General features: G+C 64.2%; 23 protein-coding genes. 8 read left to right on the forward strand and 15 right to left on the reverse strand.

The features are described from left to right. Positions 1-76: 76 nt before the first annotated feature. Entirely contained in the window at positions 77-811 is a 735-nt protein-coding gene (locus B0G38_RS20415; RefSeq protein ID WP_264671143.1) for an urease accessory protein UreD, read from the forward strand. A gap of 22 nt (positions 812-833) precedes the next feature. On the opposite strand, the gene B0G38_RS20420 is transcribed toward B0G38_RS20415, so the two are convergent. Next, a complete protein-coding gene (locus B0G38_RS20420) occupies positions 834-1,193 on the reverse strand; it encodes a hypothetical protein (protein ID WP_264671144.1) in 360 nt (119 codons plus the stop codon). A gap of 429 nt (positions 1,194-1,622) precedes the next feature. On the opposite strand from B0G38_RS20420, the gene mgtE reads away from it, so the two are divergent. Further along, entirely contained in the window at positions 1,623-2,963 is a 1,341-nt protein-coding gene (gene mgtE, locus B0G38_RS20425) for a magnesium transporter (protein WP_264671145.1), read from the forward strand. 25 nt (positions 2,964-2,988) lie between these two features. Here the strand turns inward: mgtE and B0G38_RS20430 are convergent, their stop codons facing one another. Continuing rightward, positions 2,989-3,507: a DUF421 domain-containing protein gene (locus B0G38_RS20430; RefSeq protein ID WP_264671146.1), complete on the reverse strand. Its 519-nt coding sequence runs from the start codon at positions 3,505-3,507 to the stop codon at positions 2,989-2,991. Positions 3,508-3,723: 216 nt separating this feature from the next. On the opposite strand from B0G38_RS20430, the gene B0G38_RS20435 reads away from it, so the two are divergent. The 3 genes from B0G38_RS20435 (at position 3,724) to B0G38_RS20445 (ending at position 6,878) form a co-directional block, all read left to right on the forward strand. After that, the gene (locus B0G38_RS20435; RefSeq protein WP_264671147.1) at positions 3,724-4,836 is read left to right on the forward strand and encodes a hypothetical protein; all 1,113 of its coding nucleotides are present in this window, start codon (positions 3,724-3,726) and stop codon (positions 4,834-4,836) included. Between the two features lie 176 nt (positions 4,837-5,012). Continuing rightward, entirely contained in the window at positions 5,013-5,984 is a 972-nt protein-coding gene (locus tag B0G38_RS20440) for an asparaginase (RefSeq protein WP_264671148.1), read from the forward strand. A 12-nt stretch (positions 5,985-5,996) separates the two neighbouring features. Then, entirely contained in the window at positions 5,997-6,878 is an 882-nt protein-coding gene (locus tag B0G38_RS20445; protein WP_264671149.1) for a polysaccharide deacetylase family protein, read from the forward strand. Positions 6,879-6,923: 45 nt separating this feature from the next. On the opposite strand, the gene B0G38_RS20450 is transcribed toward B0G38_RS20445, so the two are convergent. The 5 genes from B0G38_RS20450 to B0G38_RS20470 all read right to left on the reverse strand — a co-directional run bounded on the left by B0G38_RS20450 (position 6,924) and on the right by B0G38_RS20470 (position 9,433). Beyond that, positions 6,924-7,385 (reverse strand): hypothetical protein, encoded by a 462-nt coding sequence (locus tag B0G38_RS20450; RefSeq protein WP_264671150.1) that lies wholly within the window; start codon positions 7,383-7,385, stop codon positions 6,924-6,926. 160 nt (positions 7,386-7,545) lie between these two features. Further along, positions 7,546-7,893 (reverse strand): GNAT family N-acetyltransferase, encoded by a 348-nt coding sequence (locus B0G38_RS20455; protein WP_264671151.1) that lies wholly within the window; start codon positions 7,891-7,893, stop codon positions 7,546-7,548. 98 nt (positions 7,894-7,991) lie between these two features. Next, positions 7,992-8,390 carry a hypothetical protein gene (locus B0G38_RS20460; RefSeq protein WP_264671152.1) on the reverse strand — a complete coding sequence of 133 codons (399 nt, stop codon included), beginning with the start codon at positions 8,388-8,390 and terminating at the stop codon, positions 7,992-7,994. Positions 8,391-8,423: 33 nt separating this feature from the next. Next, positions 8,424-8,852, reverse strand: a complete 429-nt coding sequence (locus B0G38_RS20465) for a DnaJ domain-containing protein (RefSeq protein ID WP_264671153.1) — start codon at positions 8,850-8,852, stop codon at positions 8,424-8,426. Between the two features lie 158 nt (positions 8,853-9,010). Next, complete coding sequence (locus tag B0G38_RS20470; protein WP_264671154.1) at positions 9,011-9,433, reverse strand: Hsp20/alpha crystallin family protein; 423 nt, start codon at positions 9,431-9,433, stop codon at positions 9,011-9,013. A gap of 66 nt (positions 9,434-9,499) precedes the next feature. On the opposite strand from B0G38_RS20470, the gene B0G38_RS20475 reads away from it, so the two are divergent. Continuing rightward, complete coding sequence (locus B0G38_RS20475; RefSeq protein ID WP_264671155.1) at positions 9,500-9,880, forward strand: MerR family transcriptional regulator; 381 nt, start codon at positions 9,500-9,502, stop codon at positions 9,878-9,880. A gap of 45 nt (positions 9,881-9,925) precedes the next feature. Here the strand turns inward: B0G38_RS20475 and B0G38_RS20480 are convergent, their stop codons facing one another. The 4 genes from B0G38_RS20480 to B0G38_RS20495 are packed head-to-tail and all read right to left on the reverse strand — an operon-like array spanning position 9,926 to position 16,561. Then, on the reverse strand, positions 9,926-10,990 hold the full coding sequence (locus B0G38_RS20480; protein ID WP_264671156.1) for an MBL fold metallo-hydrolase: 1,065 nt from the start codon (positions 10,988-10,990) through the stop codon (positions 9,926-9,928). 14 nt (positions 10,991-11,004) lie between these two features. Beyond that, entirely contained in the window at positions 11,005-14,310 is a 3,306-nt protein-coding gene (locus B0G38_RS20485) for an ATP-binding protein (protein ID WP_264671157.1), read from the reverse strand. Then, the gene (locus tag B0G38_RS20490) at positions 14,307-15,083 is read right to left on the reverse strand and encodes a DUF4194 domain-containing protein (protein ID WP_264671158.1); all 777 of its coding nucleotides are present in this window, start codon (positions 15,081-15,083) and stop codon (positions 14,307-14,309) included. The genes B0G38_RS20485 and B0G38_RS20490 overlap by 4 nt, the downstream gene beginning before the upstream one ends. After that, a complete protein-coding gene (locus B0G38_RS20495; protein ID WP_264671159.1) occupies positions 15,080-16,561 on the reverse strand; it encodes a DUF3375 domain-containing protein in 1,482 nt (493 codons plus the stop codon). The genes B0G38_RS20490 and B0G38_RS20495 overlap by 4 nt, the downstream gene beginning before the upstream one ends. A 177-nt stretch (positions 16,562-16,738) precedes the next feature. Here B0G38_RS20495 and B0G38_RS20500 point away from each other — a divergent pair, with 177 nt between their 5' ends. Both B0G38_RS20500 and asnB read left to right on the forward strand, forming a co-directional pair. Beyond that, on the forward strand, positions 16,739-17,308 hold the full coding sequence (locus tag B0G38_RS20500) for a dihydrofolate reductase family protein (protein WP_264671160.1): 570 nt from the start codon (positions 16,739-16,741) through the stop codon (positions 17,306-17,308). Next, the gene (gene asnB, locus B0G38_RS20505) at positions 17,308-18,828 is read left to right on the forward strand and encodes an asparagine synthase (glutamine-hydrolyzing) (protein WP_264671161.1); all 1,521 of its coding nucleotides are present in this window, start codon (positions 17,308-17,310) and stop codon (positions 18,826-18,828) included. Before B0G38_RS20500 ends, asnB begins: the two co-directional genes overlap by 1 nt. Positions 18,829-18,843: 15 nt before the next feature. Here asnB and B0G38_RS20510 read toward each other — a convergent pair whose 3' ends face one another. Genes B0G38_RS20510 through B0G38_RS20525 form a run of 4 tightly spaced genes read right to left on the reverse strand, consistent with a single transcriptional unit; the run spans position 18,844 to position 22,460 of the window. After that, the gene (locus B0G38_RS20510; RefSeq protein ID WP_169991790.1) at positions 18,844-19,779 is read right to left on the reverse strand and encodes a glycine betaine ABC transporter substrate-binding protein; all 936 of its coding nucleotides are present in this window, start codon (positions 19,777-19,779) and stop codon (positions 18,844-18,846) included. A 31-nt stretch (positions 19,780-19,810) separates the two neighbouring features. Beyond that, complete coding sequence (locus tag B0G38_RS20515; protein ID WP_264671162.1) at positions 19,811-20,599, reverse strand: ABC transporter permease; 789 nt, start codon at positions 20,597-20,599, stop codon at positions 19,811-19,813. Next, entirely contained in the window at positions 20,596-21,819 is a 1,224-nt protein-coding gene (locus tag B0G38_RS20520; RefSeq protein ID WP_264671163.1) for an ABC transporter ATP-binding protein, read from the reverse strand. The genes B0G38_RS20515 and B0G38_RS20520 overlap by 4 nt, the downstream gene beginning before the upstream one ends. Continuing rightward, a complete protein-coding gene (locus tag B0G38_RS20525; RefSeq protein WP_169991784.1) occupies positions 21,816-22,460 on the reverse strand; it encodes an ABC transporter permease in 645 nt (214 codons plus the stop codon). Before B0G38_RS20525 ends, B0G38_RS20520 begins: the two co-directional genes overlap by 4 nt. Positions 22,461-22,540: the final 80 nt, after the last annotated feature.

A 22,540-nucleotide genomic window follows, 5' to 3' on the forward strand; every position in this document is an offset into this window, starting at 1 on the left:
TCTTATCGCGGACAACCCATCCGGCACGACGGGAAGACAGTCCGCGCGCATCCTGCGCATGCGGTCCCAGGCGCCCTTGATTCTGCGACCTACCCGCCAACAACCGCCGGCGGCGCTGCGCCATTGGCGGCTGAACCCGGATCACAGTGCCGGCGTCAGCCTGGTTGCCGGCGCTGCCGGTCCGCTGGGCGGAGACCACTTCCGGCTCGATATTGAGGTCAGGGAGGGTGCGGTCTTGATTGTCCGCGCCGTTGCCGCCACCTTGGTGCTGCCCGGGCCGCATGGTCTGGAATCCAGAAGCGAGATCAATATCAAAGTCGCCTCAGGAGGGACGCTCGTCTGGCTGCCGGGAAGGCAGATCCTGGCGGAGCGCTGCCGCCATGAGGCGCACACCCGTATTGACATGGACGACGGCGCCCGGCTGTTCACACGCGAGGAACTCGTGCTCGGCCGTCACGGCGAGAGCCCGGGAGCGGTCCGCCAACGCCTGCGCGTCTCCTACGACGGCGTTGCCATCTACGACCAGGAACTCGCGGTCGGCGACGGCATGACCGGCTGGGACAGCTCCGCCGTTACAGGTGGCCGCAGGGCGTTGGGATCGTTGCTGATCGTGGATGCGGAAACAGAGGAGCAGACCAACGTCATCCAGTCTCTGCCGGACGGAATCCCGGATACAGCCTTGATGCAGCTGGACGCGAAGACGCTATTGATTTCGAGCCTCGCCGAGGACTCGATCATGCTGACCCGGCAACTCGACGCTGGTCTGGCCCAATATGCACGCCAGCGGCAAGCCGACCACGTACAGGTATGAAACCTGGGCCGGCCTGGCCTACTCACCGTGCTTTCCTGGCTGACCTCGGGGAGGAAACGGGCCGCCACAACTCTGGCCGACCCCAGTGCGGCCAGGAACAGCAGTGCCGCGCCCGTGCCGAGTTGCGCGAGGAACGCTGCTGATTCCGCCTGTTACCAGGAGCAGGACGCACATGGCGGTATTCGAGACCGCGACCAAGGATTCCTGCCAGCCCGGAGGCAATGACGAACGGTCCCAGCCCGCTCAAACCGCCGGTGCCGCGTTCTTCCGCCATGGCGACAATGAACGGCGAGCTCAGGGCGGACACCAGCAGCGCTGCCACCCAGGCGAGGGCAGCGGAAGCAAGAAGGGCTGCGAGCGCGTCCTCGTCCGCTTTGACCATTCTGCCGTAGATCTTCGCTCCTGCATGTCCCTTCCGGGATCAAGCCGTCCGTACCGCCCAGCGGGTAGTTCGCCTCAGGCGTCGTCCGTCTCCGGGCGTGATTCGGACCCGGACCCGGCTTCCGGATCCGAGTCTGTCTCTGGTTCGGGAGGCAAGGCACCGCCTTCGCCCTTCCACCGGTGCAGCTGTTTCTCTGGTACCTCGCCTGTGTCTATTTTTCGGGTCTTGCCCGGGCCACTTTCGGCAGACTTGTCCATGTCCAGACTGTAGGCCGTCATCAGTGGGAGGGCAAGGGCCGTGCTGGCGACAGCCTCTGCGGCAGAACCGTGATCGAGAAAGTCTCGGATGATTGATCTGAGTTAATAGGAGTGGACGAAGCATGCCGGAGCGCCGAAGCGCCGGAATGCTCCGACGGAAGGAGTGCACGCAGTGGATCTGGAGACAACGACAGTCGAGGTCGAACGCGGTGTCCGGGAGGCAGATCAGCGCCGAGTGGCCAACATCCTCTCCGGGCTGGGCCCGGTTGAGGCCGTCCAGCTGCTCGAACGGCTGAATGCCAAACGGCGGGTGACGGTCTTCCTGTTGCTGAGCAAAGAGGCAGCGCCTCTGGTGTTCGAGCGGCTGGATCCGGAGCTGCAGCGCGAACTGATCCTCCGGCTGGAGGCCTCCAAGGCGGCAGCGATCTTCGCCACGCTTCGGCCTGAGGACCGCGCGCGCCTCCTCGACATCACGCCCGCCCGGACCGCTGAGCGATTACTCGCCGGACTCCCGCCCGCCCAGCAGGAAACCACCTCCGCACTGCTGCGCTACTCCAGAGGGACCATAGGACACTGGATGAGTTCGGACCCGCTGTCCCTGCATCCGGAACTGACGGCTGCCCAGGCGCTGGGACTGGTCAGGGCGTCCACAGACAAGGTCGACGCACTCTGTATCCTGCCGGTGGCCGATGCAGCCGGCCGGCTCATCGGCGTGGTGACCCTGCCCGATGTGATCGCCACCGACCCGGAGACCCATATCGCCGACATCATGCGGACGCCCGAGTCTGTACGCGTGGACATCCCGGCTGAGGAAGCGGCCAGGCGTTGCGCGGACTTGAAACTTCTGGCTGTGCCCGTCGTTGACGAGGCAGGTCGACTTGTCGGGAATCTGACGGTTGCCGACGCGTTGCGCATCCTGGAAGACGCGGAGTCGGAAGATACGGCACGTGCTGGCGGCAGCGAGCCGCTGCGCAGGCCCTATCTCGCGACCCCGGTGATGCGCCTGGTGCGATCCAGAGTCGTGTGGCTGCTGATGCTGGCCGTATCGGCGATCCTGACGGTCCAGGTCCTGGAAATCTTCGAGGCAACGCTGGAGCAGATGGTGGTCCTGGCCCTGTTCATACCGCTGCTTACAGGTACGGGCGGAAACACCGGAAACCAGGCCGCCACGACCGTGACCCGTGCTTTGGCGCTCGGCGATGTGCGGATCCGGGACATGGGAAAAGTTCTCCTGCGGGAAGTACGGGTAGGAGCGGCCCTGGGCCTCATGCTCGGTGGACTGGGCTTTGCCCTGGCCTCAATCTTCTACGGCGCAGGGGTGGGGCTTGTCATCGGGCTGACATTGCTGAGCGTGTGCACTATGGCAGCGACAGTCGGCGGGGCTATGCCCCTGATCGGCAAGTCCATCCGCGTCGATCCGGCCGTTTTTTCCAATCCGTTCATTTCCACGTTCTGCGACGCTACCGGCTTGGTGATGTACTTCCTGATCGCCCGGACCGTCCTGAATTTATGACTAACCCCAACGCGACGTTGACAGGTTAGCTGGCTGGCGGCTGTGGAGTAGGGTCGGCCTCGCCGCCGTCCTTCCGGAATGCGCTGATCATTCCATTTGGTTCCATAAAGGCGTATTTCACTTGATCCAGATTTTCAATGCCTTGCAGGCGCAGTTGGGCCTCGATTTCTTCACGGCCCATAAACTCCCTCCTCATGAGGTGCTTGTTCAACTGCCCGTTCTCGATCAGTGGTCTCTTGCTCGGCTTGAGGATCTTTCTGACCGATGGAAACTTATAGGCTACTGCATCGAGAACAACGCTCCAGGCCAAGATCGTCACCACCAGGATCATACCGTCCGTGACGGATGTGGAATCGGGGGCGAACGCGTGGGAGACGGCTTCCGCGAGCAGGACAACGACCAGGAGGTCCGTTAGCGCCAACGCGCCTGACTCCCGTTGCCCCGTCAGCCGGAGGACGAAGGTCAGCCCCAGAAACAGCAAGCTGCCCCGCACAACCAATTCGGCCACGGGAAGGGACGGTTCAAGAATTGAAGCCCAGTCCATTGAAGTACCTCCTGCGAACCCACGATGGCGGCGCATTCCCCTCCTCGATTGGGGGATTGGGGGATCGGGGAGCAGCGCAGCCCTGGCCATCCAGAAGAAGTAAGTATACTTAGAAGATTGAATTTCGGGCCAGTCGCTGATCGCAGTGCAAATTTCCGATGGCACCGATGGGCGAGCGTACAAGCGGTCGAGCTACCACAGCCGGGAGGGGAGTTTATGGCACCATCCGGAGGGGACGAGCGCGGGAGTCGGACCATTGTCCTGGGCCTGATGGCCGATCCCGGCCTGCCGGAGCTCGTGACCACACGATTGGGAGACGTGCTGCCGGGCAAGTTGTCCGAAAATATCGACGCCGCGGTGCGGTGGGAAGTTTCCGTCATCCGTGAGACCCTCCCGCTCGATGCGGACGGTGATATGCAACTGGAGCGGTATTCGGAGGATCTGAAACAGCGCCATCACTGGGACCTTTTGGTCTATGTGACGGACTTGCCCCGCTACGTCGGTAACGAGCCCCTGGTCAGCGACGTCAACGTGGCCCTAGGTGTCTGTCTGATCTCGTTGCCCGCCCTGGGTTGGCCACGGGTCCGGCGCCGCACTTTGCAGGCGGTGCTGCATGCGGTAGCGCATATGACCGAAGCGTCTTCCGCAGAAGAGCCGGCCGACGATGAAAGTGCGGACCGGCTCGCCCCGGTGCATGGCGTTTTCTCCTCTGCCAGAGATGACGGCAAATACTCGTACCTGTCGGGACTGCGCGGACGGCTACGGCTGATGTTGGGAATGATCCGCAGCAACCAACCGGGCCGGCTCCTGCCATCACTGTCCAGCGCCACCGCTGCCGCAATCGGCACCGGCGCCTTCGGCATCTTCTACGCGTCCATCTGGAACATGGCCGATTCTTCCAGCCCCCTCCGCTTGGCAGGAATCAGTGTCCTTGCCGTTGTCTCGATGACAGCATGGCTGATCGGGTACAACGGACTGTGGGACCGGCACCGGCTCCACGGACTGGCCGGCCGCGCAGGCATGGATAACGTCGCTACGGCCATCACCGTGGTGCTCAGCGTTGCAGCGATGTACCTGATTCTGTTCGCGGTGCTGTTCCTGGGGTCCTTGGCGGTGATTTCCGGGGACTACCTGCAGTCACAGCTGAAGCATCCCGTCAGCCCCATCGATTACGCGCGGCTGGCGTGGCTCGCCAGTTCCCTCGGCACCTTTGCCGGCGCGCTGGGGTCCAGTTTCGACAGCGACGAATCCATCCGGGAAGCAACCTACAGCAGACGACAACAAGAACGGCGGAAATTAGCTGATGAAACATCCGGAGGCCGGGAGTGAGGCGGACCCGTCAGATGGATGGAGGGCAAAACCGTAACCCGTCGCCCGCCGGAGGCCAGACATGGGCTTGCCCTTGAACTAAGCCAGAGCGTCCACCATGCTGGCAGTACCGACCGGCGAACATAATGTCTCCTGGCAGAACGAGGAACAGACTTCCTCGGAAAGGCGCGCACCCAATGCTCCGAGTGGCTGTACTGGCAACCGGCGGGACCATCGCGTCGAGCAAGGGTGCCGACGGCGCATCGGTAGCAAGCCGGGGCGTGCAGGACCTCGTGTCGGGGCTCGGGGCTGGGGACGTAGCGGTGGAAGCGCGGGATGTGCTCCAGCTCGGATCCTACTTGTTGGCGCACCGCCATCTGCGCCTCATCGCCGAAGCCGTCGCCGAGGAGCTGGCCCGACCTGAGGTTGACGGGATCGTAGTCACCCACGGTACGGACACCATGGAAGAAACTGCCTATCTGCTGGACCTGGTGCATGACAGTCCCAAGCCCGTGGTGTTCACCGGTGCCCAGCGTCCGGCGGACGCCGTTGATACTGACGGTCCGGCAAATCTTCGCGAAGCAGTTGCCGTTGCGGCGGCTTCCGAGGCCCGCGGACACGGCGTGCTGATCTCCTTCGCCGGACAGATTTTTGCCGCACGGGGCACCCGCAAGGCGCATACCGTGGCCCCGGCTCCGTTCCAAACTGCCGACGGCGGTCCGATCGGCCGCACCGACGGGACATGCGTCCGGTTGGCGATGCAACCGCTTCGGGCACCCGCGTTGGCCCGGCCGACGCCGGCCTTTGATAGCACGCGGGTGGACGTGGTCAGCGCTTACCCCGGAGCCGATGCCGCGCTCGCGGCCGCCGCGGTCGAAGCCGGTGCCGCCGCCGTCGTTATTGCGGGCACCGGAGTGGGTAACGGCAATCACGCGCTGTGTGCCTGGGCGGAAGAAGCGGTGCGGTCCGGCGTCGTTGTTGGGCTTTCCACCCGTGTGGCGGAAGGTCCGGTGGTTCCGTACTACGGCAATGGCGGTGGCGCCGATCTTGTACGCGTCGGGGCCGTTCCACTGGGCTCGCTGCCGCTGTTCCAGGCGCGCATCCTGCTGGCGTTGCTGATCTCCGGCGGGCGGCGGCCCGAAGCACAACTGCTGGAGCCGTACCTCTGAGGAAGGAAAGACATGGCAAAGGAAATCTTCGTCGCTTTTGGCATTGATGTTGATGCGGTGGGCGGTTGGCTCGGTTCCTACGGGGGAGAGGACTCGCCTGGTGACATTTCGCGCGGTGTTTTCGCCGGTGAAGTAGGCGTTCCGCGGCTGAACGCGCTGCTGGCCAAGTACGAGCTCCCGGCCACTTGGTTCTGGCCCGGCCACTCCATCGAGACCTTTCCCCAACAGTTCGACGAAGTTGTTGCGGCCGGACACGAGATCGGCGTCCACGGCTACAGTCACGAGAACCCGATCGCGATGAGCAGGGAACAAGAGAACGAGATCCTGGACTACTGCATCGACCTGATCGAGCGGAAGTCCGGCAAGCGTCCGACGGGCTATGTGGCGCCGTGGTGGGAATTTTCCAAGATCACCAACGAACTGCTGCTGGAGCGCGGCATCGCGTATGACCATTCACTGATGCACCGCGATTTCGAGCCGTACTACGTGCGCGTGGGCGACAGCTGGACGAAGATCGACTACGACCAGCCGGCCAAGACCTGGATGAAGCCGCTGGTCCGGGGCGAGGAAACCGATTTGGTGGAAATTCCGGCCAACTGGTACCTGGATGACCTGCCGCCGATGATGTTCGTCAAATCCAGCCCCAACAGCCATGGATTCGTCAATCCGCGCCAGCTGGAGGAAATGTGGCGCGACCAGTTCGACTGGGTCTACCGGGAATGCGACTACGCCGCTTTCACCATGACCATCCACCCGGATGTTTCGGGCCGGCCGCAGGTGCTGCTCATGCTGGAGCGGCTGATCGAACACATCAGTGGCCACGACGGTGTCAGGTGGGCGGACTTCCACACCATTGCAGAGGATTTCAAGGCGCGCAGCCCACGGTTGAAGTAACGGGCGAGGTTGCGACCGGAGGCGAAGTAGCGGCCGGCAGCGAAGTCACGCGGTTCCCCCGGCCGTTGCCGGATCAACCCGCTGGCCGAAGGCATGGACCAGCCACGCACCAAGCTGATCCCGCCATACCAGGGTGACAACGGTGGCGCCGTCTGCCGGACGGCCGCTGCCTGGCGTGGTTCCTGCTGCCGCCGTCGGGAAGATCCAGACGTAAGCCACTTCGGGGTTTCCCTCCGCAGGCTCGGCCACCGCGGCAACGTCCCAATCCGGAACCTGCTGCAGTTCCCGCGCCGCGGCGCCGAAATCTCCCCAGTGCTCACGGGAGCCGGGTGTCACCAGGCTTTCGAGGGTGTTCCGGAAATGTCCGGGATCCATCAGCGCCTCGCAAAACAGCCGTGCGACTTCCGCTGCATCCTGCAGGTCACCCGCCGGTTCCGCCGGTCCGGTTCCACCCTCGGTGCGCGTCCGATTCATCCAACGGCTCTGCGGCGGCTGATCTTTGTTCATGCTTTCAGCGTAGGACCCGGCCCCGACCAGATAGCGTTCATTTTGCACCGCATTGCCCACCTCGCCGAAATCCGTGGCTTACTGAGGCAATAGCGGACGCTCGTTTTACCTCGCCCGGCGGTAAAACGGAGGCACTAGCTCACCAGCTGGGGACGCCCGTCTAGGCAACCGGATGGCGGGCCGACTGGTTCACGACGGGATGACGGCCGTGCCGGACCGGTGGATGCGGGCGGTGCGGCAGCAGGTGCAAGTACTCGGGATGCTCGTAGATAATCTTCTTTACCAGCGGATCCATCGGACGCACCATCAGTTGCCGGCGGTGGACGAAGTCAAGGGCGCTGATAATCAGGAAGGTGTCCAGCTGCTGGTTTCTGAAGCCGCGGTCGATGGTGGTTTTGAGGAACCAGATTTCTGCACCCTTGATGCGGTAGGTCAGGGTCCCGGCGACGGTTCCGTCCGAGAAAATGATGAACTGGGAATGCGTGGGGTCATCGCGAACGGCAGGCATCAGAGTCTCCTCTTGCTTCCGATGGTGCGCAAGGCGCGCGCCAGTTACTGCATGAGACGCAGAGACCCCGTTGAAGGTTCAGTTTCGGAGGAAATTATTTACGACGGCGGCTGCTTCCCTTCGGGCCCGAAGATGAACTCCTCGGCATGGGCCACGGCCTTCTTGAAGGAATCATTGCGGAGGGCCAGCTGCGCGGCGTCGTCCTGGGTTTCAGCTTCGATGAACTGCGTGAATCCGGGCCGCAGGACCCAGATGCCGCCGGCGGGCGGCAGATAGAAAACAGCGAAGGACCGGTGCTTCCGGTCATCCTCCCAAATAGGGACGACGGCGACGGCAGCGCCGGTGTCCACGTTGATCCATTGGGCGCGGGGACGCGGCTGGTCCTCGTCGAAGACACTTGGATTCAGGAACGGGGCTGTGCCCTCGCCCCAGCGTTCCTCGAAGCGCTCATGGAAGATGGGAAACAGGGTTGAATCGTAGCGCCGCCAGTTCGACACTTTGCGGTCCTTTCTCGTGATATTCGGGTCAGGCTAGCCCAGGAACCATCGCCGGACCAGCAGATCAAACACGTCCCGCGGAGGGCGCAGGGGCGAGACCGGAGGAAACAGCCAGACCGTATCTTCGGGCAGCGCCGTCCAGCCCAAAACCACCGGATCCTGATCCTGCACAGTTACCCCCACGTGGCGTCCGCGGGATTTCGGCGGCGTATCCGGAACAGCGGATGCGCGGTGCCGTCCGCGGTTGTCATAGGCGTCCCGGCGCCGGGGATCGCCCAGTACGGCGTAAGCATCCAGGATGCGGGCCATAGTTCGTGCCGCAGCCCGCGCTGTTTCCGGATCTGCCGAGAGCTGGAGGTCGGGATGATGCCGGCGCAACAGCAGACGATAGGCGCGGCGGATCTGTTCCTGGTCTGCGTCGCGGTCCACCTCAAGGACCGCGTAGAGATCCTGCTCTTCCATCTCGGGTTCTCCTCGACAGTCTTCCGTCCGCACGGGGCACGGTTACGGATGCACCGAAAGTGATCAAGGCAGGGGCGGTTGCCCTGCAGCCAGACAGGGCAACCGCGCAATCCCGGCGGATATCAGCCTCCTTGTGCGTCCTTCCGTTCTCCTTGGGGTTAGGCGTTGATCTGCTGCCGGGCGTCGCTGCTGTTGATCTCGATCTTGCGCGGCTTGGCCTGCTCACGGATCGGGATCCGCAGAGCCAGCACCCCGGCGTCGTAATTTGCTGTGACCTTGTCCGTGTCCAGGGTGTCGCCGAGGACGAGCTGCCGGCTGAAGGTGCCGCTGGGGCGTTCGGCGGCCACGACTTCCTTCTCGTCATCCAGCCGGGATTTGCGCTCGGCGGCAACGGTGAGGACGTTGCGCTCGACATCCAGATCAATCGTTGCGGGATCCACACCGGGCAGATCAAGTTCCACGACGAACTCGTCGCCTTCGCGCCAAGCGTCCATGGGCATGGCGGCGGGACGGGCCTGGGATCCGAAGACCTGTTGGGTCAGCCGGTCGAGCTCCCGGAACGGATCAGTTCGCATCAACATGGTTGCCTCCTTCAGTCCTTCTCTTGTTAGACCGGCAGATTATCTGTGTCTGCCGACATAGATATTATGACGCTGCGCTACAATATTTTGCAAGAAGTGCGGAGGAAGAAATTGGGCAACGACGACGAGCGGCGGTTGCGGGCGGAGCAAGGCGTCTACGGCATCTCGGTGGCCGCTGACCTGGTCGGCGTGGGCCAGCAGACCTTGCGGCTGTACGAGCGCAAGGGCCTGGTGGAACCCGAGCGCACCGAGGGCGGCACGCGCCGCTACAGCGAAAACGATGTCGAGCGGCTGCGCCGGATCGGCGAACTAGTGGACGACGGACTGAACCTGGCCGGCGTCGACAAAGTGCTGCGGCTCGAGGAGGTCAACGCCGCGCTGCAACGGGAACTGGACGCGGCCAAGGAGCGGGACCGGCGGCAGAAGCGGTCTGCGAAGCAGGGCTAAGCGGTCCACGAGGCGGGTCCTGGCGCCTGCTATGCCGTCTGGCTGTCAGCGGACGCTATCGGCAGCGATGGTCGTGACCGGTTCTGGGAAATCAACCGCGACATCCACCTTGTGCCCGAGCGACTCCAGATACACCAGGTGGCTGGCGGTTTCCGCCAAGGCGAGCCGCAGCGAGAACCCGTTCAGGGAGGCCCAGCCGCGGGACCAGGTCAGCTCGCGCGCGACCTCCCAGACCGAGGCGGGAGCCTGCTCACGCAGGACCAGCAGCACTTCATCCGAACGGGCCTGGTTGTGGCGTGCCAGTTGGGCCACCCGGCGTGACAGGCCGGTGAAGCGGTACTCGTGCGCCGGGCAGACTTCGACGTCGTCGCCCAAATCAATGGCGGCGAGCGAGTCGAAGTAATCGGCCAAAGGGTTTGAGAGGCCCTCGTGTTCGAGTGAGATGTGCGGGGAAATCCGCGGCAGGACGTGGTCGCCGCTGAAGACCAACCCGTTGTCCTCATCGACCAGGCAGAGGTGGCCAGGGGTATGCCCCGGAGTGGAGACGGCACGGACGTTCAGTCCGGCGACGGGAAGCATTTCGCCGGAGGCCAGCGGGAGATCAGGCGCCAGCAGCCGCGGGCGGTCGGCGCGGCGAGAAAAGGTCAGCTCTTCCAACCTGTCCTGCGGCACACCCCAGTGGCCGAGCCGGAACATGTCCGCCTCCCGTACATCGTCCACATCGCGGGAGGGATCCGGAATCCACTCGTCTCCGCCCATGGCCAGCCAGGCGCCTGAAGCGTCTTTCAGCCGGGCCGTCATGCCGTGGTGGTCCGGGTGGTAGTGGGTGACCACAATACCGGTCAGGTCCCCGGGTGTTAGGCCGGCTTGCTCCAGCCCGTCCACCAGATGCCGCCAGCCGTCGTCGCTGTCCCAGCCCGGATCAATCAACACAGACGCTCCGGTGCCGAGCAGCAGGTAGCTGATCGTGTAGCGCAGCGGATTGCCCGGGAACGGCACCGGAATGGACCAGACGTTGGAACGCAGCTGTTCCACCGGCGGGAATTCCTTGGCGTGCCACGCCCGGTACTGCTCGTGGCCAGTGACGGTGATGACGGGTTCTTCTGGCATCCGACCAGTCTAGGTCAGCGCAACACAATCGCCGTGGCCGTTGCGGGCGAGGCCCCCGTTTCCACGAAGCCGGAAACGTTCGCGTCCGGATGCTTGATGATGTCGGTGATAGAGCCCAGATGCCGGGACAGATCCACCTTGTCCTCCGGTGCGGCCAGCAGCAACTGGAAGCCGAATTCCTGCAGCGCGTTGATGCCGGCACCGGCATATTCCGAGTTCGCCTGGATGAAGGCCTCATCGATCATCACCGTGCCGTAGGTGCTGTAACCCTGGCTGGCAATGCCGAGCTGGTACGCCAGCGCGGCGCCCATAATGAACGAGGTGAAGCGCTGGCCTTCGCCGCCGGAGAGCGTGCCGGGTTCCAGCCCGGTTTCGATCTCCCCGTTGGGCCGGTGCTCGTTGCAGCTGATGGTGACATGCTGGCGCACATCCAGCACCGTGTCCCGCCAGTGCTGTTTCGCCGGATCGTTCAGCGCGTCCACTAAGCGCTCCAGCGCCTTGTAGCTGGCGGCCATCTGTTCCGGAGTCTGCTTGATGTACGCGTTGCCCAGCGCGTTTTTCAGATCCGTGCGGAAGGTACGGGCTTCCTCCGGAACGCTGGTCCGGACCTCGAGCTTGAGGTGGCTGCCGTTGTCGAAGGGGACGTCGTCCAGAATCTGGTTCAGCGGCAGGATCCGCTCCTCGATGGCACGGCGCTCCTCCTCCAGCATCTGCAGCAGGTCCGAAAAGCGCTCGTAGGAGCGGTTGTTGAAGTACTCGCGGAATTCCTCTTCGCGCTGCGGCAGTCCTTCGGAAATGATGTCGTGGTACAGCTGCTCGTACTGCGCGGCGCTTTCGACCCCGGTGCCAAAGGAAGCGCTCAGATGCTCGCCCCAGTCGCGGGCAAAGAATTTGAAGGTATCCGTCAGCGCCGTCTCCGTCTTGTGGAGCTCATCGCTGAGGGTGGCAGCGGCGTCCTTGAGCTCCAGGGCCAGCCGGTGGAAGGCGGTTTCCAGTTCCTCCAGCCCGGTGGGATCGCCCAGCGGTTCAAGGTAGCGGCCGATGGCCTCGGCAGCCCACTCCGCCGGCGGGTTTTCTTCGGCCCGGCGGGCGGTGTTGTGCCAGGCGGATTCGGCATTGCGGAACTGCTTGTCCAGCTCCTGGAGGTCGTGGCGCAGCACCGCGAGCCGGCCGACGCTGGCCTCCAGCTCGGACTTGGCGGCCTTGAGCTCGGCGTGGATTTCCGCGAGGGTGGCGCTGCTGTCCACCGCTTCGCGCAGCCGGTCCTGCAGGTTCTCCAGCACTTCGCGCTGGGCGCTGCTGTCGACGTCGGACCATGGACGGGTATCGGCGGCCACCCGATGCAGCGCGTCCAGCCTTCCGGCGAGCACGTCCTTGGCCTTGCTCCGCTGGTCCGCCAGCTCGGCGGCGTCCGCGTGTTCCTGCAGAATGCGCTCGGCCTGGGCTTCGAGCAGGGCGATCTTGTCCGTGTTGTTGAAGCCAAGCAGGTAGTCGCCCGGATTAACCTTCCGGGTGTCCCGTTCAAAGGTGTTCTTGTTCAGTTTGAGGGTGCCCGCGAGGCTGATCGCCTTGTCCTCGTGATGCAGCTCGGCGTCCGAGTCCACGCAGGTGAAGGCATAATCGCTGGTGATTTTCTGCTTCAGCCAGTCGCCGGCCTCCGAGTTCTTGAACTCGAGCTTGCCGGCCAAATCACGGTCTCCGGCGGTTCCCGGGCGCGGGGGAGTGGCGATATTGATCCAGCGCAGCTTTCCATGGCTGTCCAACGCATCGATCGCCTTGGTCACCGTCCGGATATCCTCGCCGCGGATCAGCAGCGTGGTGGCCAGCGACCGCAGGGCCTTTTCGGCGGCAGGCCGCCACCGCAGGTGCTCCGGCGCGATGTCCACCAGCTCGCCGGCGAAGGGCATGTCCTCAGGTGCAATGCCGGTCTCGGCGCTGATCTGCCGCCGGGCGGCTGCGCTGGCGCCGTCGATGTTGTTGCCGCGCCGGGCGTAGGAGCCGATCTCGGCGCGGAGCTTTTTCTCCCGGTCCTTGGCGTTGATGCTCGCGGCAACGGCCTCATATTCGAGGGTCTTGGCGGCTGCGGCCTCGGCGGTGAGCTCTTCGACGGCGGCCGCGGCCTGCTGGCGGGCAGACGCCAATCCGTCGGCCGACCACTCAAGCTGCAGCCCGGCGTCGTCAATGTCTTGCTGCACCTGGGTGCGGACGCGCTCGCGCTGCGCCAGTTCCACCGAGGCGGCGCGGATGTCACGCTCCAGCGCTTCAATCGCGCGGCCGCCGTGGCTGGCATGCTGTTCATCCAGCCGCTGGACCTGCGACTCCAGGGTCTCCTTCGCCGCGGCTTTCTCCCGGATCCTCTGGGTCTTGGCCTCGCGCTGGGCGGCGAGCCTGGCCGTTTCGATTTCGAGGAGCCCGGCCGCCAGTTGCTGGCGGACCCGGGGCAGTTGGACCTCGGCCAGTTCCCGGTTCCGTTCCAACTGTTCGCGCAGTTCCCGGTAGCGCAGGTGCTGTGCCGGTACCTTTGCGAGGGCATCGCGCTGGCCGGTGGCCTCTTCCAACTGGCGGTAAATCCCGCGCAGGTGGCTGAAGTCCTCGATGGCTCCTGCGGCCGCCTTGAGCGTGGACGGAATGTCCAGCACCTCGTAGCGGAAGAACTTATTCACACCCTTGTCCAGACCCTTGCCGTTCTGCAGGGTCCGCAGCAGACTGAAGGCCTTGTCATTATCGATTCCCAGCCTGCGGCGGAAGCGCTCGGCGAAGACTTTGTGCACGTCGAACGCCTCGCAACCGGGCAGCGCGGCGTGAAGGGAGGTGGGGGAGAAGCGCCGTCCGCCGTGGTTTTCCAGCGCCTCGGTGTCCAGCGGCTTGTTGTGGATGACGTAGTGCTTGCCCACCTGGCCTTCCAGCCCGTTGGCCGGCAGATCGCAGAGGGCGGAGATGGTGACCTGGCGGCCGAGGCCGTCATCGAAGACCAGTGCGACGGCGGACCAGGTGGCGCTGGGCCGCTGGTAGGTGGTGCCCGCAGCGGTTTTGGCCTTCCGCCCGCGCATGTAGCTAAGGGTGGTGCGGCGGTCCTTGCGGTTGCTGGCCTCGTTGGCGGACTCGTTCAGCCGGGGTGCGGCATAGAAGATGTGCTGGATGCCGTCGAAGAGCGTGGACTTGCCCACGCCGGGATGGCCGGTGAGCAGCGTGCCGGCGCGGTCCACGTACATAGTGTGGCGACCGTGGAACGTGCCCCAGTTGATCACCTGGATCTTGCTCAACCGGTACTGGCCGGGGTTGATCTCCTCGCCGAGCGGGAGCGTTTGGGCAATGCTCACAGTTCCTCCTCGTCTGCGGTGGTGTTGTCAGGGACGGTGCTGCCGGAAGCGTGGCCTTCGGCCTCCGGGGCGGTCAGCTCAGGATCCAGCATCTCCGGATCGAGTGATTCAGCCTCCAACAGGTCGGGGTCCAGCAGTTCCTGCGCGTCGCTGCGGGCCAGCGCCTCGATGTAGGCCGGGATCTGGTCGATGCTGTCGAACGGCAGCGCCATGGCCAGCGCATTGCTGACCCGGTACACGCCGGCCAGCTCGGTAGGCAGCAGCAGCTTCAGCGCCAGCAGGCGGGAGATGGAGGCATCGGTCAGCTCTTCCAGCCGCTTGTCGTCCACCGTGCCGGGCTGCCGGTGTTCTTCGAGGATTTCCCGGGCGGCGGCGCGCGAAATGGTGGCGTCGGTGCCGGAGCCGGCGTGCCGGTCCAGCAGCAGCCGCAGGCGCAGGGCCAGCAGCGTCTCCTCGCGCCGCAGCGGCTTCCGCGGCTGGATGGCGGTGGTGTGCGGGGCGTCTACTTCGGCCGGGGTGAGCATGGCGATCTTCCGGTCCGGATCCACGCTGAGCACCAGGAAGATCTCGCACAGGTAGTTGGCGATGACCTGCCGGTTGTCCAGCACGGTGGTCCACAGCCGGGGGTCGGCAACGCCATCGATGTACGGTCCGCGTAGCAGCCGCACGATCGTCTGGCGCAGCTGCAGCGGGAAGGTACCGGTGTCGCCGTCGAACAGTTGCCGCTCCGCGCGGTACCCGCTCGCCGCGATGTCAGCTTCCGTCTCGGTCATTTGCTGTCATCCTTTGAGTCTGTTGAATCTTTGGTGAACGTGACGAGCGGGAGGTATGCGGTGCGCTCGACGCCGTCGATCTGCTTGTAGGTAAGGACCTCGAACCGGTCGCCGGTGATGTTCTGGTCCGTGTTGCGGGCGGCGAGCACCAGGCCGCGGACTGAGTTGATGTGGCGGTGCTCGGGCGGCAGCAGCGCGAACGCCGTGCCCAGCGTTGCCCTGCCGTCCTTCGCCGCTGCGGTGGCGGAGCTGATCGCCTGGCGGATGGCACCGGCGTCGGCTTTTGGCGTGTTGGGGGTGCGGTGGATGTCCGCATCGCTGAGCGCAGGCGGCTCCGCAAGCCGGGGCGGCGGGACATGGTCCTCGGGGTTGAAGATCCCGATGCCGGCCAGTGTTTCGAACTCCGGGAGGTACAGGTTGACGGGAACCGCCGGCGTGCGGGTCTTCAGGTCCGGCGAGTGGGCCACGGCAAGCTCGGCCGAGCGGATGGCCTTGCGCAGCAGCATCGACTCGCGGAACTCGTCGCTCTGGACATAGGTGTGCAGGCTCTCGGAGAGACGGCCGTAGATGGCATGGACTTCGGAGGCCTGGCGGCGCAGCTCCCGCACCATGTTGGCCAGGGTGTTGCGCTCGTCGGAGCTCAGATCGGAGACGAAATCGCGCTCAAGCACCTCTCGGACAGCCTGGCGGAAGCGGGCCTGCTGCTGCGGGTTGTTCAGGAACTCCGTGAAGCCGCGGAAGGTCTCGCCCTCGGCGGTGCTGCGCAACTGGCGGTCGCCTTCGAGGACCTGGCCCACGGCCACGCCCTTGGCCACGCTGGACTCCATGATTTCCTGCCGGATGTTGTGCAGCATGGCCTCCACGCCGTCGCGCATCCGCTTGAAGTCCGCTGGCAGACTGGAAGCCAGGTCGAGGATGCTGCGGGCCGCGGCAACGGAGGTTTCGTGTGGGAGGACCGCGGGTTCCTGGCCGGTCTCCAACGCCTGGATCTGCGCCTGCCGCTCGGCGATTTCTGCCTCAAGCTGCCGGATTCTCGCCGCCGGATCCGGGTCGGACTCGTGGGCGAGCGATTCAATGCTGTTCAGCAGGGCGCTCAACCGGGAGCTGTTGAGATTGGTCCGCTCCTGGGTGAAACCCTCGATGAAGTTCAGCACTCGCTGGGTTTGTGCGGTGGGCTCGTAGACAAACTGTCCGTCCACCATCGGCCGGGCGAGGAACTGGTTGCGCACCCAGGAATCGGCATAGTTGTCTGCCTGCCACTGCTCATTGAGATTCAGGTTCTCGTGCCGGAGTTCCTTCAGGAAGGCAGCCAGTGCCGCGTGGAATTCCTCGAGCCCAATCCGCGGCCGGTTCGGGGTGAACTCGGCCCGGAAGAAGGCGATGGTCCACGGTGCCGCGGAGAGCAGCTTCCAGGCAGGGCTGAGCCTGAAGTCCTTCTGGGTGTGCCAGTTGGAGACAGCTTGTTCAGTGGAGCGCATCAAGAACTTTCTGCCAGTGCCTGGCTGCGGAGGGGACCCATTGATCTTAAGGGATGCAGCTCCGGGTGGCAGAATCACGAGGTGCTCTCGAGGAAGGCGCCGAAACGGTTGTCATCTGCGGGCAGCCGGATCTATGGTCAGACTGACGCAGTGCACATGGTCTTCGGAAGGTTCTCCATGGCCAACTTGATCTATTCGGCGATCGCCTCACTGGACGGGTACATCGCAGACGAGCAGGGCCGCTTCGACTGGAGCATGCCGGATGAAGAAGTCCACGCCTTTATCAACGATCTTCAGCGGCAGATAGGTACCTACCTCTTCGGCCGGCGGATGTATGAAGTCATGACCGCTTGGGAGGGTCTGTCCAACGACGCCGGACTGCCGGCTGTCGAGCATGACTTCGCCAAAATGTGGGATACGACGGACAAAGTCGTCTACTCCAGAACCTTGGAGACTGCCTCCAGCGCAAGGACCCGGATCGAGCGCAACTTTGCCCCGGACGAAGTCCGCCGGATGAAGGGCGAGGCGGACCGCGACCTAGCGGTGGGCGGATCCGAGCTCGTGGCCGAGGCGCTCAGGGCCGGGCTGGTGGATGAGTGCCACCTTTTCCTATCGCCTATTGCGCTGGGAGGCGGCAAACGCTTCCTGGCCGACGGAATCCGGATCGAACTTGAACTGTTGGATGAACGCCGTTTCGGAAACGGCGTTGTTTATCTCCGCTACGGCGTGGGAAAGAGTGATCGCTGATGTCCGGAATAGTTGCCGCCCATGGCCCCTTCGACCCCGAAACCGGAAAGCGGATGCTGGACCGGTTATCGCACCGTGGACCTGACGGGGTGGGGTTCCGCCAATGCGGACCTTCCTGGCTGGGGAACCGGTATCTCGCCATCGTCGATCCTGCACACGGCGGCCAGCCCCTGTCCGGCAGTACCGAGGACATCTGGCTGGTGGGTGACGGCGAGATTTACAACCACCAGCGGATCCGTGCCAGGCTGGGCGCGGACCGCTTCCACACTGGCTCGGATCTGGAAGCGGCGGTACAGCTCTACGAAGAAATCGGGGTTGCCGCATTCGAAAAACTCTGGGGTACGTTCGCCTTGGTCATTGCGTCGGAGGACGGGCGGTTTGTAGCGGCCCGTGACCCGCTCGGGCTGGCACCCCTGTACTGGGCCCGCCAAGGCCAGACAGTGCTGTTCGCCTCGGAGATGAAAGCCTTCGACGAGCAGTGGCGCCCCTCGGTGGAGCCTTTTCCGCCGGGGCACGCCTGGACGCCGGAAGCCGGTCTCATTCCAGGTCCGGTTTTTCCTTCTGGCGCGCCGGTGCTGCTTAAGAGCCGCACCCCGGAGGAAGACCCGCCCACCTGGGTCTTTGACGCACTGCGCGAGACCTTGGTCCGCGCCGTCGAAAGGAGCATGCAGGTCGACGTTCCTGTCGGCGTCCTGCTTTCGGGCGGGGTGGATTCGAGCATCGTGACGGCCATTGCGTCGCGTATCGCCGGCAAAAAGGGCAAGACCTTGAAAACGTTCGCCGTGGGAATGGCCGGTAGTGCGGATCTTGCTGCGGCGCGTGTAGTGGCCGAGCACTGCGGGACCGAGCATCATGAGCACGTCTACACGGCCGAAGATGCCATCGATCTGGTCCCGCAGGTGATTGCCGAGCTGGAATCCTTCGACCCGACTCTGGTGCACAGCGCCGTGCCTAACCACCTGGTATCCCGACTCGCGCAGGACCACATCAAGATTGTGCTGGTCGGCGAGGGGGCGGACGAGCTGTTCGCCGGCTACTCGCACTATGGCGAACACAGTAGCGGCGAAGCCCTGCATCAGGACCTGCTCGACACCATCGAAGGCCTGCATATCGGTGGGCTGCAGCGGGTGGACCGCGTCGCCGGTGCGCATGGACTGGAACCGCGGTTGCCGTTCCTGGATCTGGACATGGTGGAACTTGCCCTGGCACTTCCGCCGGCGTGGAAACTTACGAGCTTGGAGCGCCCGGCGAAATGGCTGCTGCGCCGTGCCTTCGATGGTTGGATACCGGATGAGGTGCTGTGGCGGCCCAAGGAGCAATTCGGCCAGGGCACAGGCATGAACGATGTGCTCCGCGGTCACTTTGGCGCCACAATCTCAGACGAGGAACTCGCCCGCGAATCCGGTGTGCTGGATCCGCCCCTTCGTACCGGGGAGGAATTGGCGTACTACCGCATGTTCACCGCGGCACTGCCGGGAGTCAACGCACAGAAGACAGTGGGCAGGTTCGTCGAAGCCTGAACCTGCCCACTGCACTCAGCCCAGCAGGCCTTCGCTTTTGAGCCACTCTTCGGCGACGTCGCGCGGCTGTTCGCCGTCGTTGTCCACGCGGCCGTTGAGCTCGGTGACAACCTCATTGGTCAGTTCGGCGCTGATCGGAGCCATAATGTCAGCGATGGCCGGGAACTTGTCCAACGTTTCCTGCCGCAGGGTCAGGGCGCCCTGGTACTCGACGAAGAATTCCTTGTCGTCTTCGAGCACGGTCAGGTCATTGGACACGACGCGGGCGTCGGTGGAGAACACTTCACCGAACGGGCAGGACTCGCCGATCTGCGTGTAGATCAGGTTCAGATCGAGCTCAACAACTTCGCTGAACTCGAACCCATAGGCCTTTTCAAGCCCCGGCAGGCCGTCGTCGCGGTTGATGAACTCGCTGGCCGCACAGACGGCTCCCTGCTCGGGATTTTCCTGAATGAATGCTGCCGCTTCTGTCATGTTCGTCAGGCCGTTTTCTTCGGCAAAGGCAGACTTCACCGCAATCCGGTAGGTGTCGTCGAACGGTGCGGGTTCCAGCCACACAATGCCGTTTTGAGCATCCTCTTCGGCTACCGCGGCGTAGAGGTCCTCCGGCGCGTCCTCGGTGGTGTGGCCCAAGATGTTGACCCAGCCGGTCCCGGTGTAGTCCCAGTACATGTCAACTTCGCCCGACTCGAGTGCCTCGCGGACGGTGGCGCTGCCGGAGATACCGGTGCGGTCCTCAACCGTGGCACCTGCGTTCTCCAGGGCGACGGCGGTGATCTGGGCCAGCAGGATGGACTCCGTGAATTCCTTCGAGCCGACGGCCAGCTCGGCGCCGGCCAGCTCGCCGGTGCCGTTCCCTCCGCCGTCGTCTCCGCCACCACAGCCGGTCAGCAGCAGCATGCCTGCCCCCAGGGCAGCAGCCACTTTGATCCTGGCGCTCATTGCTTTCATGATTCCTCTTCTCCTCGTTCTGATCGTGCTTTCACAGGCCTTTGGGCCGCAGGAAGTCTTCGGCAATACCAGCGAGGTAATCGATCAGCAGGGCCAGCACGGCTGTGAGCGCGGCACCGACAATCTGCACTAGGACCCGGTTGGTGGAAAGCCCGGCAACGATGATGTCCCCGAGCCCGCCTGCGTTGATGTAGGTGGTCAGCGTCGCGGTGCCGACATTGATGACCAGGGCGGTCCGGACGCCGGCGAGGATGATCGGGACGGACAGCGGTAGCTCCAGACGGGTCAGCACGCCGAACTTCGAGATTCCCATGCCACGCCCGGCTTCGAGGACGGATTCGTCCACCTGCTCCAGCCCCACCATGGTGTTCAGCAGCACGGGGATTATGGCGTACAGGACCAGGCCCACCACCGCTGCCTGGAAGCCCAGGAAGAGGAAAGCCACGGCGAGCAGCACCAGGACCGCGATGGTCGGTACGGCCTGGCCGATGGTGAGCACGGTCAGCAGATAGGGCCGGATGCGGCGGGTGAATGGCCGGGTCAGCAGCACTCCCAGCGGAATGGCGATGATCAGGGTGAGCAGGGTAGACACCGCCGTGAGCTGGACATGCTCCCACGTGGCCTTGGTCAGAGACGCGGCGTTGAGGGAGCGGGCTTCGATGCTGTCCAGCTCCTGGGAACTGACATACAGATACAAGGCCAAGCACACCAATGCCAGCAGGGCCGGCATCAACAGGTAGCCGGCCAGCGTCCGGCGGTGGTGCGGCGGCTCGGCGGCCGCGACAATGCCGGTACGGACACCGGCGCCGGTATCGCTCATGGCTGCCCCCCGGTGCTCCCTGCCTCAGCGCCTTCGGCCAGTCCGGCTCGTGCTCTGGCGACGGCGCTGCTGCGCATGCCCCGGATGGCTTCATTGATCTGCTCGATGTCCACTACGCCTTGGTAAATCCCCTTGGCATCCACCACGATGGTCACGCTGTAGCGGGCGGTGATCAGTTCGTTCAACGCGTCGCTGAGGGTGGCACGGGGCTCGACCATGGCACCGGCGGGCAGCCCGATCTCATCGAGCGGACGGCCGGCGCCACGGTGAAGGTCATCAGCACCTACCCAACGTCGCGGCCGCCCCGACTCATCGAGTACCAGCAGGGCGCTTCGGTCGGATCGGCGGAGCATTTCCAGCGCCTGGTCGTGGTCCGTGCCCAGTTGGACGGTGGGCCATTGAGTCAGTTCGATGTCGGACACATGGCTAAGATTCAGCCGCTTGAGCGAGGCGCCGTTGCCGATGAAATCGGAGACGAAGTCGTTGGCTGGCGCGGTAAGGATCTGTTCGGGGGTGTCGTACTGGGCGATTTTTGATGCGTCTTGCAGGATGGCGATCCGGTCTCCCATCTTGATTGCTTCGTCGATGTCATGGGTGACGAAGACGATGGTCTTGCGTACTTCGGACTGCAGACGCAGGAACTCGTTTTGCAGCCTGTCCCGGGTGATTGGGTCGATGGCGCCGAAGGGTTCGTCCATGAGCATGACGTCCGGGTCTGCGCCGAGCGCCCGTGCCACACCGACCCGCTGCTTCTGTCCGCCCGAGAGCTGTTTGGGATAGCGGTTGCGGTAGGACTCGGGCGCGAGGTTCACCATCTCCAGCAGTTCATCCACCCGCGCAGTGACGCGCTTGCTGTCCCAGCCCAGCAGCTTCGGAACGGTAGCGATGTTCTCGCCGATGGTCAGGTGCGGGAAGAGACCCACCTGCTGGATGACGTAGCCGATACGACGGCGGAGTGCGTCCGGATCCGTGGTGGTGACGTCTTCGCCGTCGAGAATGATCCTGCCCGAAGTCGGTTCGATGATCCGGTTGATCATTTTCATGGTGGTGGTCTTGCCGCAGCCCGAGGGACCGACGAGCACGACAATCTCGCCTTCGTGGATATCCAGCGTCAGGTTGTCGACGGCGTTGTGTTTCTGCCCGGGGAACCGCTTGGTCAGGTCTTCCAACCGGATCATCACCTTGCCGGTGGATCGGTTGTTCACGGTTGTGCTGGTCATCGGATTCCTTGGGAGGTTGTGAGCTTGCGGATGACGTAGAAAAAGGCGTCGAAAAGGACGGCCAGAATGATGACGCCCAGCGTTCCGGCCAGGACCAGATTGACGGCCACGGGTGTACCGACGCGCGCCAACCCGGTGAAGATCAGTTCGCCGTAGCCCGGTCCAAGCACAATGGCACCGATCGCGGCGATGCCGAGCAGGACCAGGGTGGTCACACGGATACCGGTGATGATGACCGGCCAGGCCAGCGGTAGTTCGATGCGCAGCAGCCGCTGGGACCGGCTCATGCCCATGCCCAGTGCGGACTCGACGATGGCGGGGTCTACCTCGCGGAGCCCTGTGATGGTGTTGCGGACGATCGGCAGCAGCCCGTACATCGTCAGGGCCACGACCACGGGCATGGCCCCCAGGCCCAGCGGCCCGATCAGCAGGATGAACAGTGCAAAGGACGGCACTGTGAGGAAGGCGCCGGTGATGGCGAGGACAACTTCGCGCGGGCGTTCCCGCTGGTAGGTAGCAATGCCCAGGCCTACACCGATCACAGTGGCCAGCAAGACGGAAACTCCCACCAGGACTGCATGCTCGATGCCCAGCTCGAGCATGTCGTCACTGCGGTTAATCAGGAATTCGAAGAAGTCCAAGCAGTTCTCCTCTACATCTCAACCGGGCACCGGCCTCTGGAACAGTGGCTTCAGCAGATTCCTTGAACGTGCCAATTGCC

Source organism: Crystallibacter permensis, assembly GCF_025960875.1.
Classification (GTDB): domain Bacteria; phylum Actinomycetota; class Actinomycetes; order Actinomycetales; family Micrococcaceae; genus Crystallibacter; species Crystallibacter permensis.

Bases quoted from the DNA above. Each gene is read 5' to 3' on its own strand.
- B0G38_RS20510 (WP_169991790.1), bottom strand. From the start codon at position 19,779: ATGAAAGCAATGAGCGCCAGGATCAAAGTGGCTGCTGCCCTGGGGGCA.
- B0G38_RS20475 (WP_264671155.1), top strand. From the start codon at position 9,500: ATGACGCTGCGCTACAATATTTTGCAAGAAGTGCGGAGGAAGAAATTG.
- B0G38_RS20440 (WP_264671148.1), top strand. From the start codon at position 5,013: ATGCTCCGAGTGGCTGTACTGGCAACCGGCGGGACCATCGCGTCGAGC.
- B0G38_RS20445 (WP_264671149.1), top strand. From the start codon at position 5,997: ATGGCAAAGGAAATCTTCGTCGCTTTTGGCATTGATGTTGATGCGGTG.
- B0G38_RS20435 (WP_264671147.1), top strand. From the start codon at position 3,724: ATGGCACCATCCGGAGGGGACGAGCGCGGGAGTCGGACCATTGTCCTG.
- B0G38_RS20470 (WP_264671154.1), bottom strand. From the start codon at position 9,433: ATGTTGATGCGAACTGATCCGTTCCGGGAGCTCGACCGGCTGACCCAA.
- B0G38_RS20430 (WP_264671146.1), bottom strand. From the start codon at position 3,507: ATGGACTGGGCTTCAATTCTTGAACCGTCCCTTCCCGTGGCCGAATTG.
- B0G38_RS20500 (WP_264671160.1), top strand. From the start codon at position 16,739: ATGGCCAACTTGATCTATTCGGCGATCGCCTCACTGGACGGGTACATC.
- B0G38_RS20515 (WP_264671162.1), bottom strand. From the start codon at position 20,599: ATGAGCGATACCGGCGCCGGTGTCCGTACCGGCATTGTCGCGGCCGCC.
- B0G38_RS20495 (WP_264671159.1), bottom strand. From the start codon at position 16,561: ATGCGCTCCACTGAACAAGCTGTCTCCAACTGGCACACCCAGAAGGAC.
- B0G38_RS20420 (WP_264671144.1), bottom strand. From the start codon at position 1,193: ATGGTCAAAGCGGACGAGGACGCGCTCGCAGCCCTTCTTGCTTCCGCT.
- B0G38_RS20455 (WP_264671151.1), bottom strand. From the start codon at position 7,893: ATGCCTGCCGTTCGCGATGACCCCACGCATTCCCAGTTCATCATTTTC.
- B0G38_RS20480 (WP_264671156.1), bottom strand. From the start codon at position 10,990: ATGCCAGAAGAACCCGTCATCACCGTCACTGGCCACGAGCAGTACCGG.
- B0G38_RS20450 (WP_264671150.1), bottom strand. From the start codon at position 7,385: ATGAACAAAGATCAGCCGCCGCAGAGCCGTTGGATGAATCGGACGCGC.
- B0G38_RS20465 (WP_264671153.1), bottom strand. From the start codon at position 8,852: ATGGAAGAGCAGGATCTCTACGCGGTCCTTGAGGTGGACCGCGACGCA.
- B0G38_RS20520 (WP_264671163.1), bottom strand. From the start codon at position 21,819: ATGACCAGCACAACCGTGAACAACCGATCCACCGGCAAGGTGATGATC.
- asnB (WP_264671161.1), top strand. From the start codon at position 17,308: ATGTCCGGAATAGTTGCCGCCCATGGCCCCTTCGACCCCGAAACCGGA.
- B0G38_RS20490 (WP_264671158.1), bottom strand. From the start codon at position 15,083: ATGACCGAGACGGAAGCTGACATCGCGGCGAGCGGGTACCGCGCGGAG.